The organism is Desulfovibrio desulfuricans (genome assembly GCF_024460775.1).
Classification (GTDB): Bacteria; Desulfobacterota; Desulfovibrionia; order Desulfovibrionales; family Desulfovibrionaceae; genus Desulfovibrio; species Desulfovibrio desulfuricans_E.
On the sequence record NZ_JANFYZ010000016.1, the window covers coordinates 15,790 to 30,153 of the forward strand.

General features: G+C 59.9%; 12 protein-coding genes. 8 read left to right on the forward strand and 4 right to left on the reverse strand.

The window, feature by feature from the left end; all coding sequences use genetic code 11:
• Window positions 1-79: 79 nt before the first annotated feature.
• Entirely contained in the window at window positions 80-1,393 is a 1,314-nt protein-coding gene (locus NE637_RS13655; RefSeq protein WP_371740863.1) for a sigma-54-dependent transcriptional regulator, read from the reverse strand.
• A gap of 110 nt (window positions 1,394-1,503) precedes the next feature.
• The gene (gene zraS, locus NE637_RS13660; RefSeq protein WP_227119356.1) at window positions 1,504-3,027 is read right to left on the reverse strand and encodes a two-component system sensor histidine kinase ZraS; all 1,524 of its coding nucleotides are present in this window, start codon (window positions 3,025-3,027) and stop codon (window positions 1,504-1,506) included.
• A 174-nt stretch (window positions 3,028-3,201) separates the two neighbouring features.
• Between zraS and NE637_RS13665 the strand changes: the two genes are divergently transcribed.
• The gene (locus NE637_RS13665; protein WP_022657578.1) at window positions 3,202-3,663 is read left to right on the forward strand and encodes a periplasmic heavy metal sensor; all 462 of its coding nucleotides are present in this window, start codon (window positions 3,202-3,204) and stop codon (window positions 3,661-3,663) included.
• Between the two features lie 306 nt (window positions 3,664-3,969).
• Window positions 3,970-4,464, forward strand: a complete 495-nt coding sequence (locus NE637_RS13670; protein ID WP_192112151.1) for a Spy/CpxP family protein refolding chaperone — start codon at window positions 3,970-3,972, stop codon at window positions 4,462-4,464.
• A 379-nt stretch (window positions 4,465-4,843) separates the two neighbouring features.
• On the opposite strand, the gene NE637_RS13675 is transcribed toward NE637_RS13670, so the two are convergent.
• A complete protein-coding gene (locus tag NE637_RS13675) occupies window positions 4,844-6,103 on the reverse strand; it encodes a radical SAM protein (RefSeq protein ID WP_227119355.1) in 1,260 nt (419 codons plus the stop codon).
• A gap of 211 nt (window positions 6,104-6,314) precedes the next feature.
• Here NE637_RS13675 and NE637_RS13680 point away from each other — a divergent pair, with 211 nt between their 5' ends.
• The 4 genes from NE637_RS13680 (at window position 6,315) to NE637_RS13695 (ending at window position 11,433) form a co-directional block, all read left to right on the forward strand.
• Window positions 6,315-6,602 (forward strand): integration host factor subunit alpha, encoded by a 288-nt coding sequence (locus NE637_RS13680; protein WP_022657574.1) that lies wholly within the window; start codon window positions 6,315-6,317, stop codon window positions 6,600-6,602.
• Window positions 6,603-6,916: 314 nt separating this feature from the next.
• Window positions 6,917-8,530, forward strand: a complete 1,614-nt coding sequence (locus NE637_RS13685; RefSeq protein ID WP_227119354.1) for an MBOAT family O-acyltransferase — start codon at window positions 6,917-6,919, stop codon at window positions 8,528-8,530.
• Between the two features lie 15 nt (window positions 8,531-8,545).
• Window positions 8,546-9,775, forward strand: a complete 1,230-nt coding sequence (locus NE637_RS13690) for a hypothetical protein (RefSeq protein ID WP_227119353.1) — start codon at window positions 8,546-8,548, stop codon at window positions 9,773-9,775.
• 11 nt (window positions 9,776-9,786) lie between these two features.
• The gene (locus NE637_RS13695; protein WP_227119352.1) at window positions 9,787-11,433 is read left to right on the forward strand and encodes a sel1 repeat family protein; all 1,647 of its coding nucleotides are present in this window, start codon (window positions 9,787-9,789) and stop codon (window positions 11,431-11,433) included.
• Between the two features lie 27 nt (window positions 11,434-11,460).
• Here the strand turns inward: NE637_RS13695 and NE637_RS13700 are convergent, their stop codons facing one another.
• On the reverse strand, window positions 11,461-12,339 hold the full coding sequence (locus tag NE637_RS13700) for a LysR substrate-binding domain-containing protein (protein WP_215646765.1): 879 nt from the start codon (window positions 12,337-12,339) through the stop codon (window positions 11,461-11,463).
• A 103-nt stretch (window positions 12,340-12,442) separates the two neighbouring features.
• On the opposite strand from NE637_RS13700, the gene NE637_RS13705 reads away from it, so the two are divergent.
• Together NE637_RS13705 and NE637_RS13710 are read left to right on the forward strand one after the other, a co-directional pair.
• Window positions 12,443-13,426, forward strand: a complete 984-nt coding sequence (locus NE637_RS13705; protein WP_227119351.1) for a TDT family transporter — start codon at window positions 12,443-12,445, stop codon at window positions 13,424-13,426.
• A gap of 140 nt (window positions 13,427-13,566) precedes the next feature.
• On the forward strand, window positions 13,567-14,322 hold the full coding sequence (locus NE637_RS13710; protein ID WP_192112145.1) for a sulfite exporter TauE/SafE family protein: 756 nt from the start codon (window positions 13,567-13,569) through the stop codon (window positions 14,320-14,322).
• The last annotated feature ends 42 nt before the right edge of the window (window positions 14,323-14,364 follow it).

Consider the following 14,364-nt stretch of genomic DNA (forward strand, 5'->3'; position numbering starts at 1 on the left):
GAAACAGAGGGAGTGGACGTTCGGTCATGACCCATGTCGCCTCCGCAGCGGAACGCCGTCAGCGCGCAAAAGACCCCGATCACTCAAGGCCGTACTTACGGAGCTTGTTATGCAGGGTAGCCCTCGTAATTCCCAACTGCCGGGCCGCCTCGCTCTTGTTGTCGCCTGTCTGGCGCAGGGTTTCCTCAATGGCGCGGCGTTCCACGGCATCAAGGGGCAGACCTGCCAGGGAGGCGTCCACCTCGGGCTGGCGTTCGTCGGGCAGGGCGGGGCCAGTGACCACAGAGGGCAATTCGCGCTCGGTGATGAGGTCGCCGTTGCAGAGAATCACGGCGCGTTCCACGGCGTTTTCCAGTTCGCGCACATTGCCGGGCCAGTTGTAGCGCAGCATGCAGGCCAGCGCCTGCGGCGAAAATCCGCGCACGCTTTTGCGGTTGCGGCTGGCAAAGCGCTCCAGAAAATGCGCGGCGAGCACGGGAATATCCTCGGCGCGGTCACGCAGGGGCGGCACTTCAATACAGATGACGTTGAGGCGGAAATACAGATCCTCGCGAAAACGCTTTTGGGCCACTTCTTCGCGCAGGTCGCGGTTGGTGGCCGCCAGTATGCGCACATCCACGGTTATGGCGGCATCGGCCCCCACGCGTTGCACCTCGCCCTGCTGCAAGGCGCGCAACAGCTTTGACTGAAGGGTAAGGGGCATCTCGCCGATTTCGTCCAGAAAAAGCGTGCCGCCGTTGGCCTGGGCAAAGCGCCCCTCGCGGCGGCGATCCGCGCCGGTGAACGAGCCCTTTTCGTGCCCGAACAGCTCAGATTCCAGCAGGTTTTCGGCCAGTGCCGCGCAGTTCACCGTTACCAGCGGTTTATCGGCTCTTGCACTGGCGCAGTGCAGGGCGCGGGCCACCAGTTCCTTGCCAGTGCCGGATTCGCCGGAAATGAGCACAGTGGCCTCGGTAGGGGCAACAGTGGCGATAATTTCCTGCATGGCGCGGATGGAGGCGCTACGGCCAAGGATGCCGGGGCGCGCGGCGGCATCGCTGAGCTGACGGCGCAGCTCGCGGTTTTCCACACTGAGACGCGAATGCTCAATGGCTTTTTCAAGCGTATGCCTGAGAGCTTCAAAATCCAGCGGCTTGACCAGATAGTCGTATGCGCCGAGGCGCAGGGCCTCCACGGCAGTTTCCACTGATGAATAGGCCGTCATGAGCACCACGGGCAGTGCTGGGTTATATTCAAGAATGTTTTTGAGCGCGTGGATGCCGTCCATGCGCGCCATGCGCACGTCAGTCAACACGGCGTCAAAGGATTTTTCGCGAACCAGAGGAACGGCCTCGTCGCCGTCCGTGGCTTCTTCCACAGCATATCCCCAGGAGCGCAGCATGGTGCGCAGCATGCCGCGGTGGGCTTCGTCATCGTCTACAACCAGTATGCAGTTGCTCACCGTATCCTCTCTTTATGCTTGGCAAAAACCTGAAATCCCGGGCCGCGCCGCAGCCGCGCAGGTTATTTTTTACGATTGTCCTGCGCCACCGCGCCTTCCGCCGCGCGGGGCAGCCAGATGCGGAACGTGGTTTCCCCGCGGCGCGCAGTTTGCGCTGGGCGCGAGGTAACGCTGATTTCGCCGTCGTGGGCTTCCACAATCTTGTGCACCATGGCAAGCCCCAGCCCCGTGCCTTGCCCCTTGGTGGTATAGTAGGGGTCAAAAATATGCGGCAACTGGCTGGCCTCAATACCTGTGCCGTTATCGCGCACCATAAGGCACACGCGCCCTTTGCGCTCCACAATGGCAAGCGTGAGCTGCCCGCCCTCGGGCATGGCGTCCAGAGCGTTGAGGCAGAGGTTCAACAGGGCCTGCCCCATGCGTTCGGGGTCGGCCAGGGCCAGCGGCACCCGCCGGGGCGAACGGCAGACAATCTTGACATCGCGTTTGTCCGCATCCTGATGGATAAGGCGCGTCACGTGATCCACCACAAGCTTGAGATCAGTCGGGTGCGGGCTCACATCGCTGGGACGTGAAAGTCCTATAAGATCCATAATTACGCGATTGAGCCGGTCAACCTCGTGCACCATCACATTGGCGGCCTCGCGGTCTTCGCTTCCTTCGGGAAAGCGCTGGCCGAAGTAGGTGGCGTAGCCCTTGATGGAGCTGAGAGGATTGCGGATCTCGTGCGCAACCCCTGCGGCCAGATTGCCCACAGCGGCCAGCTTTTCCTTGCGGCGCACTTCTTCTTCAAGCCTGCGCACCTTGCCCTCGGCCATGCGCTGCCGCTGGCGCGACTCCCGCGCCCGCTCGGCATAGTACAGGGCAACCAGACAGGCCAGGCCCACCAGCAGGGTCACTGCGGCCAGCATGGCAACGTAGTCCCGGTTCTGGCTGCGCGTTATTTCAAAGGGCGAAAGATCAAGGCCGAGAAAAATCACCGGCAGCGGAAAGCCCCTTGGCAGATCGCGTATACCCGGCGAAAATTGCCTGTACACGGCAAACACGCGCCGCCCCTCCATGCGCATGATGCCCCAGTGGGGCAACATGTCGGGGGCAAGGTCGCGCATGGTGGCCTCATCGGCTTCGTGCGAACCCACCTGCAAAATTTCACCAAGCCGGGCAGGGTTGCTGTGCGCCACAATGGTGCCGTCAGGCATGGTCACGGCCACAAAAACAATGCCGGGGCTTTCGCCCATTTCTTCCAGCAGCACCTGAAGGCGGACGCCAGCCTCGCTGCGCATGCCCGAACGCAGGATGCTCTCAAAGGCGATGATCAGCGATGAACCCTTTTCCGCCAGCAGGCGGGCCATAGCGGCCTCGCTGCGGTCAATGGAAATAAGGGTCAACAGCGTTACCATGAGGGCCAGCACAACGGCGGCCCCGCCCAGCAGCAGGCCGAGCGGCGTATGCGCGCCAACAGCGGCGGCCTGCGCTGTCCGCGACTTATCTGTGGAACTTACGGGACTTGTGGGGTTTGCTGCGGCTGCGCCCTGTTGCGCAGCTTCCTGCCCGTTTTTTTCAGCCGTGCTGTTTTCCATATTCATACGGCACACTCTGTATTGCGCGCGGCACCGCCAGAGGCGCACCACGAGTAAAAAAATTTGCACGCTTTTTGCAATAAATTATTCATTCCTCGTGCCCACAAAGCCGGGAATCTTGCCACCCCGCTCAGTGATTGGTATGAGAGCGGGACGAGTTTATTCTTCAGAAGGTCTTTTATGATGAAACCCCTTCTTTCCCTTTGTGTTCTGGCCAGTCTGTGCCTCCCCCAGCCAACGGCGGCGGATCAGACCGACTATGCGGAATATACACCTTCGCCGGGAAGCCCCGCAGCCAACCACGCCGCAGATATGCGGACATGGCTGCAACAGCTTTCGCCCGCGCAGCGGGCCAAAGCCCAGGCCGTCATTGACGAATACTCCCCCAAGGTGAACGAACTGCGCAAAAGCATCATGCTGAAAAAAAACGAGCTTGCCCACCTGAGCTACAACCAGACCACCTCGCCGGAAACGCTGCCCCGTCTGGGGCATGAATTACAGCAATTGCGAGATGAACTGCGCGCCCTTCTGCAACGAGCAGACCAGCGAATGGGTACTGAGGTAGGCGTTCCGCTTGGCAGCCCGCAAACGCGCGGGTGCAGCATGGAATATCCCGGTCTGTCCACTTCCGCCAGCAAATAACCGCGACAATCTGCTCGCAGCAACACGCGTCCGCCCTCAAGGCGGGCGCGTTTTTTATTCAACTTTGCCCGACAGCCCCTGTAAGAAAATTATGCAGATGTACAAATTTTATACAGAGACAATGCCCGAATGTATAAAAAACATACGCTTCTCTGCCCGCAGGCGCAACGGCCGCGGGAGATAACACATTAACATTCTAGTTTTATTAAATAAAATATAGTTGGCACACGCATTGCTATATAGCAATCAAACGTTGCAGGAACAACGAAACCATATACGAGAAAAAAGACTACGAGGTAGCCTTCCATGAAATCCAAAAACATCGCCATCGCAGCCATACTTGCAGCAACCCTGATGGGTGGCGCCATAACCGCCTACAGCCAACCTGGCCCCGCAGGCGATATGCCAGAAGGCATGCGGGAAATGGGCGGCTGCATGGGTGAAATGCCCTGCCCCGGAATGCAAGGACACGGCATGATGGGACGTGGGGCGTATACCCCCGAACAACAGCAGAAGTATGATGCCATTGTGGCCGAGTTCGTCAAACAGATGGAACCCGTAAAGGACCAGATGTTCATCAAGCGACAGGAGCTGCGCGCCCTGCAAAATGCCTCCAACCCCGATATTGCGGCTGTGCGCGCCACTGCCACCGAATTGCTGCAACTCAGAAAGCAGCTCGGCCAGATGCACGAAACCATGACTCAGCGTCTTGAAAAGGAAGTGGGCAAGCCTGCCGTTGCCCCCATGCCCAAAAAGGACGCCCCCGCTGCGGCGAAACATCAGCACGGCGCGGCCCAGTAACCACTAATCAACCGAAATTGCCGCTCCCAACTCGTCCGCCCAAGGCGGTTGACATATACAGGATCACTGAGAACAAATTTTCGTCCTGTCCCCTACCCCCAAGGGGGGCATCACGGAGCCTCCAAGAACCTCCTCCTTTGAACAGAACCTTATAACCATCAACACCCTCCCTCCCTTCTCGGCCGCCGGTTCCCCCCCGGCGGCCGCCTCCTTTTCCAGAGCTGACAACAAACGCACAGAACCCGCCGCAAAGCGGGTTCTGTGCGTTTTGCCCTGCGCGACGTCACTCTGGCCGCGCTTGAATTTTAGTAACTGAGCGTGGGGAAAAACCTTTTTACAAAAGGCGTCTCCCTGCAAAACATTTCGCTTCCAACCAGACCTAGATAAAAACAAGCTGCGGCGAGGTGTTATCGTCAAAAGATACCGTGCGCAGCCCCAGCGCCGCCCATCTGGCGCGCAGTTCTCCCTTTGCGCCCCAAAAGAAACCCTGGGCTGACCGGGGCAGCTGCAAATCAAACTGCGCGGCTGGTGTTGCCGCATTCTCGCCAAGCAGTTCCCTTACCGCCAGCAGCAAGGCACGCCCCTTGACCCTGCCGCCAAGTTCCCTGTCCACCGGCCCGGCAAGCACGGCACTCTCCAGCCCCGGCTCCGGGGCAAGGCCCATACGGATCACGGGCACGTTGGCCCGTGCTGCCACGAGCCATCCGTGGGCAAGGCTTTCAAGTGTATCCTCCAGCGGCCAGGGTTTGTAGCTCCCATCGCGCCACATGGCGGCAAGGCCCGTTCCTTCAAGCACAAGGCAGGGATAAAACCGCAGCATCTGCGCGCCCACAGCCAGGGCCGCTGGCACATCGTCCATAAAAAACTGCGGGCTATGCCCCGGCATGCCGGGCAGGAGCTGCACCACCAGCTTGAGGCCAGCAGCCCGCACAAGAACGCAGGCCGCCTGGGCAGTGCCGCCGGTATAGCCCCGGCGGGAGGCGGCAAGCGCACTATCGGCAAAGCTCTGCACGCCCAGTTCCACCACACCGCAGCCTGCGGCGCGCAACCGCTCCAGTATTGGGGCATCCACCCTGTCCGGGCGGGTTGAACAGCGGAAGGAACGTATCCAGCCTTTTTCCTGCGCTTCGCAGGCCAGATTGAGGCAGGCGGCCATATCCTCCTCCGGCAATGCGGTGAAAGTGCCGCCGTAAAATGCCAGCTCCGCCGCAGGCTGCCCGCTTTCATGGCGCAGGCGCAAACTCTCCCGTGCGGCGAGCAGCAGACCCTCCACACTTGCGGCGCGCGAGCCTTCCGCACAATCCGGATTTTGGCAGTCGCCAACGCCAGTCTGCACGTCCTGCGCGCAAAAAACACAGCGCACAGGGCAGCCCCTGAATGGTAAAAAAACCGGCACAACGGCCTGCCGAGGTTCCGCACCGCGCTGCAGCCATGCAAAATTCAGCGGCACCGGGCGCTCTTTGCCTCCAGTCTGCGATGAGGTCTGCGCAATATTCTGAGCCATATTCATATTAGCTCCCTGGTCATGCAGTGCGGCGGGCACAGATTCACAGCAGGCATCCACGGAATGAGCTTGTCTATAAAAGGGCGAAGGAATGTCCATAAGGGTCATGGACAAAAACTTTTTTTTGGGGGGCATAGGGGGCTCGCTGACTGTGAAACGGTATGTAGAGCGCATTGGACGGAAAATGACATGCAGGCGATTTTTTTAAAAAAACCTTGCTCTGTCTGTAACTTGCGTGTATTTTACACAAAAGTTCCGTTTGTGTGAAGCTGACAAACATTGCTGCGGGGCATTAGGAACACTGGGTTCCACTCAGCCATACCAGCGCACTGCGCCGGAGAGCACTATGAAAAAAACACTGACCAAAGCGGACATCGTGGAGGCCATCTACGAAGAAACGGACAAAAACCGCGTAGATGTCAAGAACGTGGTAGAAAAACTGCTGGAGATCATGAAGGTCGCCATCAAAAAAGACCGGGCCCTGCTTATCAGCGGCTTCGGCAAGTTTGAGTGTTATGACAAGGCCTCCCGCAAGGGCCGCAACCCCAAGACAGATGAAACCATCACCCTGCCGCCGCGCAAGGTTATGGTGTTCCGCCTCTCGCGCAAGCTTCGCGCAGAGCTGAACCCCTAGGCAAGCTCGGAGCCTCGGCAGCCTTGGCATGCCGGTGGGGGCGCGTGTGACGCGTTTCTTGTCGTGCGCGCTTTTTCTTTGCCATTTGGCCTACAATAAATGCACAGCCCGGCACGGCAGACATGCATGCCGGGCTTGAGCAACCGCCTTGCCCTGCTGTGCGGAACGCAAGGCAGCACTGGGGATCAAAGCAGGATGCCCGTATTTCAGCGGCTCAGTCGCAGAGTACGAAGCATCCCACACCGCAAACTCGGAAGAATTCAGGCTGACGCCAGCGCGGCGGGCATGTCCACGCCGTCCAACGGGAGTCGCACATGCTTTTCAACTCGTACACATTCCTTTTCGCCTTTCTACCCCTGCTGCTGGTGTGCTGGCGGCTGACCCAGGGCTACGGCCCCACGGGTCTTGCTCTGGTGCTGCTGGCTTTTTCCGTAGTATTTTACGGTTTGTGGGGTTTGCCCTTCCTGATTCTGCTGGCTGTGATTCTGGGCATGAACTATGCCTTTGCCCTTGCCCTGGCAGCGCCGGAGCCAGAGCAGAAACAGGATGCCGCCCCCGCTGAAAACGCGGAAGGCGATGACGAAAAGGCCTGCCTGTGCGGTTCGCGCAAACAGGCTGGCTGCCGGTTCCACCTGAGCCGCAAGGGCCTGCTGGTTCTTGCCCTGGTGCTCAACCTGCTGCCCCTGCTGTGGTTCAAGTACTCCGCCTTTCTGGCCCAAAATCTTGGGGCGCTGCTGCATGCGCAGTGGCATTTCACCCCGCCCGGGCTGCCCCTGGGTATTTCTTTTTATACCTTCATCCAGATCGCCTGGCTTGTCAGCGTATACCGCGGGCAGGTCACGCCGCAGGGCTTTACGCGGCATGCGTTGTTCTCCGCCTGCTTTCCCTATGTTATTTCCGGGCCAATCGTGCGCTATGAGCAGATAGGCCCGCAGTTTGACACCCTTGCGCCAGCCACTGCGGAGAATCTGGCTCAGGGTTTCACGCTTTTCACCATCGGCATGGTCAAAAAAGTTCTGCTGGCCGACAGCATTGCCCTGTACGCCGACTCTGTATTCAATGCGGCGGAAAAGGCCTTTCCGCTCAGCGGGGCCGAGGCGTGGCTGGGTTCTCTGTGCTATACCTTCCAGCTGTATTTCGACTTTTCGGGCTACACGGACATGGCCATTGGCCTTGCCCTCATGCTGGGCCTCAGGCTGCCTGAAAACTTTGACTCGCCCTACAAATCCACAGGCATTGTGGACTTCTGGCGGCGCTGGCACATCACGCTCAGTTCGTGGCTGCGCGATTTTCTGTACATCCCCCTTGGCGGCAACCGCAAAGGGCGGCTCATGCAGTACCGCAACCTGTTTCTGACCATGCTGATCGGCGGCGCGTGGCACGGCGCTGGCTGGACCTTTATTGTCTGGGGCGCGCTGCACGGTTCCATGCTGGGCATCAACCACTTTTTCCGCGCCTGCATCAAGGGCAAGACGCTGGAGCGCGTGCTGGCCCTTGCGCCTCTGCGCATCTGCTCCATCCTGTTTACATTTTTCTGCATCAACCTGTGCTGGGTTGTGTTCCGCGCGCTGACAATTGAAGGCGCAGGCCGCATGTTCAAAGCCATGTTCACAGGGCCGTTTACGCGTGAAGCGGCGGGCCTGAGCGCAACAACCGACGGGCTTACGGGCTTTGCCGCCCTGGTGGCCCGCTGGCTGCCCAACAACTACATTCAGGGATGGGTTCCCTTTGCCCTGCTGCTGGTGAGTTTTCTGGTGGTCTGGGCGCTGCCCAACAGCCACGAGATTCTGCACGGCAGACGCGATGGCAGCCGCCCGCGCCTGAGCTGGCGGCCCACAGCCGCCTGGGCTACGGGGCTGGCCGTCATGGCCTTCCTCACCCTGATTCTGGTTTCGCGCAAGGCGACCTTCCTGTACTTCCAATTTTAACCACGCGTGAACGCCATGAACAACACAGATACCGCCTTTTTGAAGCGTTATTTTCTCGTGCTGCTGGGCCTTGTCCTGGCGGGATGCCTGCTGGCCGTTCCCTATACCGCGTGGTGGCTGCACAGCAGCGGCGACGTGGCCGTGGAACGGGCCGTCGCAGAACAGTCCAAGGGGAATTTTGCCGTGTTTGGTTCCGGCGTTTCCCAGGATTTTGTGGACTACAAACTGCAACTCTATGCCAAGGTGAAGCCCGAAATCGCCGCCGTGGGTTCCTCGCGCGTCATGCAGTTCCGCGGCGCATACTTCCGCAAGCCCTTCCTCAATGTGGGCGGCACGGCGGGCAATCTGCCCGTGCTGCGCTCCACCATCGACGCCATGCTGCGCATTCACAAGCCGGATGCCATCATCATCGGGCTGGACTTCTGGTGGTTCATGCCGCAGTGGAATGCCGACCCATTCAAGGAAGAACCGCCCACCAGCGGGTCGTACAACTACGGATTCGACAGCCTCAAGAAACCCTGGACATGGCTGCTTGAAGGCAAGATTTCGTTCAGGGACTTTATCGCCCCCATGTTGCCGCAGTCCATGGGCGGATTCCGCAACGCCCGTTACGGCATTATGGCCCAGCAGTACAACGACGGCTTTGGCTCTGACGGCTCCTGGTATTATACAGGTGAAAGCACCGGGCAAAAGCGGCCCTTTGACTACCAGTTCGAGGACACCCTCAAGCAGGTACGCTACGGCACCAAGGCCTTTTTCCACGCCAAGCCGCTGGCTGACAGCCGCGACCCCGGCGGCATCAGCAGCGCCCATCTGGACGCCTTTGCAGAAATTTACTGCCGGCTCAAGGCCAGAGGCATTGCCACCTTTGTTTTCATTTCGCCCCTTTCTGTCCGTGTGCTTGACGCCATGCGCGAACGGGAGGCCGATTATCCGCACCTCTTCAAACTGCGCGACGCCCTGCTTGCCCGTGGCATTGACGTTATGGAATTTACCGACCCGCGCACCTTTGCTTCCGGCGACTGCGAGTTTTTTGACGGCTTTCACGGCGGGGAAGTCACCTATGCGCGCATGCTGCGCGATATGGCCGACCGCTGGCCCGCCTTGCTGGCTTACGTGAATATGGATAGAATCAATGCCACCTTGCGCGACTGGCGCGGCTATGCCCTGGTGCCCGATGAGCGCCTGACGAGCCGCCCGGAAGTGGACTTTATGAATTTTAACTGCCCCAAACGTAAACCGTAAGGAACACCAGCATGTTTCTTCGATGGGGCGCGGTTTACAGCCGCGCCCATCTTATTTCAGCCATCCGGGCCGTATTCGTGTACAGCCTGTGCGTGTCCCTGGCGCTGCCGGGCGGCGCGGCTTTTGCCGCGTCAGACTCCGTTTTTGTTCAGGGTACTGGCGCGCCCAACGCTCCAATTGGTGGGAGCAATGCGCCCAGCCCCAACGGCATGGGTGGGCAACCCTTCGGGGGCGGAACTTCGCCCACGCTTTCGCAGCCAATGCCAGCAGCGCCAGTACAGACGCCTACTGTTCAGGTGCCTACCGTGCAAACACCCACGGTGCAGACCCCAAACGTCGCAGCGCCATCCGTGCCCACGCCGCAGCAGGTCAACCCCCTGAACGCACCGGGAGCGCCCGCCCCTGCTCAGGCCCAGCAACCGCAGGCTCCTGCGGCACAGGGCGCATCTGCCCCCGCCGCTCCTGCCCAGCCCGCAAGCCCTGCCCTTGAAGCGCCCAAAAAGCCAGAAGCTCCAGTGAAGGAAAAGGGCTCAAAAAACCGCAGAGATAAAAAATCAAAAAAGGGCAAGAAGGAATCGGCCGCCGAGCAGGAAAAAAACGCGCCTGCAGTGGAAAGCACCCCCACCAAGGCACCAGTGCCTGTTCCGCAAAGGACTTCGCCGCCCACGCAGGCGGAAGAAGCCGCAACAGCCTACGCCAAGGGCGATTATGCCACCGCGGAAAGCATCTGGAGCAAACAGGCCGAAGCGGGCGATGGGCAGGCCATGAACAACCTTGGCGTGCTTTATGACCTCGGGCAGGGGGTGGAGCCTGACCTGGGCCGCGCCCTGCACTGGTTTGCAGAATCAGCCAAGACCGGGCACCCCTCGGGCATGAGCAACTACGGGCGCATGCTGGAACAGGGACGCGGCATAGAACCCAACCCCGCGGAAGCCGCGCGCTGGTTTGATCTGGCGGCGCGGCAGGGCCAGCCTGAGGCTCAGTATAATCTGGGCATGCTCTATGAGCTGGGGCGCGGGGTACAGCAGGATTTCACTGCGGCGGCGGCATGGTACAGCCGCGCAGCCGCGCAGCAGCAAACCGAGGCTCTGTTCCGCCTTGGGCATTTTTACCGCATCGGGCAGGGCGTGACCAAGAACCCCTCGCGGGCGGTGCTGCTGCTTTATGCGGCGGCCATGAACGGCGATGCCAACGCCATGAAAGAACTGGAAGATATGGCCCGCGCCGAACCTTCGCGCCCCGAGGCCGTTCTGTTTGGCCAGCGGCTCGACAATACCGACAGAAATTCCATGCGTGAAGCCCTGCGACAGTACGGAGCAACCGTTATCCGCGAGGATGACGCCTATATCTGCGACCTGTACGATGCCGCCAAGGTTGCCCCCGGCGCGCGCCAGATGGCGATCTGTTACGGCCCCGGAAAACCCGGCCCTCTGGGATTTCTTGAGCTGGATTACACCGCGCCGAACAATACGGTGGAGGGCATGATCCTCAAGATGGTCACTGACCGTTTTGGCAAGGCCTCGGCCGGGGAAGGCGATGACGCCCACCTCTGGAATCTGGGTTCTGTGGTGGTTGCCACGCGCTATGAGCCTACGCGCGGGCAGTTGAGCCTCATGTACATGGTTCCCCGCGTGTACCACCTGACGCGCCAGCGGTAGCCCACATAAGGGGCTCTTTGCGTAGCGCTATCTGTTGAGCGGCGACCACGCCCGGCAAAAGCGGATAAACGTATCCATGCCCGCAGAATGGTATTTCGACTCGTGCCAGCAAAGAGAAAATGTGCGTGAAAACGTCTGCGTCAGCCGGATTATTGAAAAACGGCTGCTGAAGCCTGGCAGCTCGGCCATGAGCCGTGAAGCAAAGGTGATGCCCAACCCATGCTCCACCATGCCCAGCACCGCCTCGGTGGAGCTGAGGCTCAGGGCCACGGTATAGGGCGCAATGAGCGAGCCTAGGGTGTGCGCAAAAAAGGCCCTCGTGCCGGAATCCGGCTCCCTCAGAATCCAGCGCTGGCCTGCCAGCTCTTCCGGCGCGTGGGCCTTGCCGTCCGCCAGAGCATGCCTCTTGCACGCCACCACCGCCATTTCATCCTTTAGCCATTCCTCTGCCACCATGTCGGTCCGATGCTGTTCGCCCTCCAGCAGCACCACATCCAGAACATAGCCTTCCACCAGTTCAAGCAGGCGGTTGGTGTTGGCTATCTGCGCCTTGGGCAGCCAGCCGTGATCCTTTTCAAAATCGTGCATCAATTGCGGCAGCAGATAGTTGCCAATGGTCTTGCTGGCCCCAATGCTCAAAAAGCAGGCCCCGCCAGCCTGAAACGTCCGCTCGATGGCCTCGGCCCTTTGCAGCATTTCATCCGCCAGCGGCCACAGGCGCGCACCCTCATGATTCAGCCGCAAATGCGGGTGTACCCGGTCAAACAGGCGCACGCCGAGGTGCCGCTCCAGTTCCTGCAAGGCCTGGGAAACCGCGCCCTTGGTCAGAAACAGAGCCTCTGCGGCCTGTGTGAGGTTCTGAAACCGCGCCACAGCCAGAAAAACCTGCAATTGCTTGAGTGTCATATCATCGTTTAACTTTTTTATACATTATGTTAAATTCATTTCGATTTTCTTAATGCCTGATCCATGGCAAACATGCAAGCAGACCACAACCAAGGATAGTTCCATGTTGCAGAGTGTTCGCAATTTCTTTCGCGCTGTTCCCACGCCCCTTGCGGGGCTGGCCCTTGGCATTGCCAGCCTGGGCATCGGGCTTGAAAAAAGCCTGCCCCTCCACAATTTCGCACAGGTTTTTGGCGCGCTGACATCCATGACGCTGATTCTGCTGCTGGCGGGCAAATTTGCCCTGAACCCAAGGCTGCTGCTCGAAGAACTGCGCCATCCCGTGCTTGGCAGCATTTTGCCCACCACCTCAATGGCCCTGATGCTGCAATCCAAGAGTCTGAGCATTCTGGATGCGCGGGCGGCCCAGTGGCTCTGGCTGTTTGCCGTGGTCCTGCATCTCTGCCTGTTGCTGGCCTTTGTAGCCTTCCGGGCACGGCAGTTCAGCCTTCACCACATGCTGCCGAGCTGGTTTGTACCCTTTGTTGGCATCAGCGTGGCGGCCATGACGGTTCCCGGCCCGGCCTACTACCAGCTTGCCTATGGTCTGATGGTTTTTGGCATGGTCAATTACGCGACCCTGCTGCCTGTCATGTTGTATCGCCTCATATTTTCCAGGGAAATCGAAGACGCATCCAAGCCCACCATCGCGGTGCTTGCCGCTCCGGCCAGCCTCTCGCTGGTAGCCTATCTGAGCCTTGAGCCAACCCCCTCCCTGCTCCTGTGCAGCCTTTTGCTCGGGGTGGCGGTGCTGATGACCAGCATCATCTATGTTGCCTTTTTCAAACTGCTGCGTTTGCCCTTCAGCCCCGGCTTTGCGGCCTACACCTTCCCCATGGCGGTGGGTGCAACAGCGCTGTACAAGGTTTCCGAACTGCTGGCCGCGTACCCGGCAACGCTGGAGTACGCCCTGCAACTCAAGGTGCTGGCAGTGCTGGAAATGATTGTCGCCACCCTGGTTGTGGCCTATGTGTGCTGGCGCTACCTGATCTTTTACGTTCGGGCGTGGGATACGCTGCTGCGCGCGCAAAGGGCGGCGCACGCCTGACCCGCCGGGCGGGGAAAAATACCCTTGCGCCCCACACACGGTAGAGCTAGCCTGCCAGAACTGCGCGGCGATTTCTGCCGCTGCATGTAATTGCTCAACTTTACGCCGCCCGTGGAGGCGGCCCGTGCAGCAGGTGATCTATGCTTGTTTTTGCCGCCATGCTTTTGTTGGGGATATTGCTGGGCTTTGTGGGCGCTGGCGGCGCTGGGGTTATGATCACCATGCTCAGCGTGGGCTTTGACATCCCCATGCAGGTCGCCCTTGGCACCTCGCTCGCGGCCATGGCTTTTACGTCCCTCTCAGGCTCCATCAGCCACTTTCGCGAGGGCAACGTCAACCGCAGGCTGGGCTTGCTGCTGGGCGCGTTTGGCGCCGCCGGGGCCTTCTGCGGCGCGCATATTTCGTCCGGGCTTGCCTCCGCCACGCTCAAACCGCTGACTGGCGTGGTGCTTATGCTCTCCGCCTTCCTCATTTATCTGCGGGTCTTTCACCCTGCCAATCCGCTGTTCAGCTTTCGTTTCACCAGCACCCGCGGCGTGAAGTTCTGGCTGCTGACAGGCATGGTGGGCGTATTCAACGGTCTGGTTTCCGGGGCTTGCGGCGTGGGGGCAACGCCCTTTATCCAGATGACCCTGCTGATTATCTTCAATGTGCCGCTCTATCAGACTGTAGGCACAACCATGCTGGTCATTCTGCCCATCGCAGCCTTTGGCAGCCTGGGGTTTCTCGCCGCCGGGCATCTGGATCTTGTGCTGTTCCTGCAGGTTCTGGCTGGTCAGGTCATCGGCGCGTATGTGGGTGCAAAGTTTACCCGCATGGCTCCGCAATTGCTGCTCAAAGGCTGCATGGTGGCGCTGCCGGGGCTGGGCGGTCTGATTCTGCTGCTCGCCCGCTAAAAAGCCCCCGGCGGAATCCGACGGAGGCTCAATGTCTGTGGC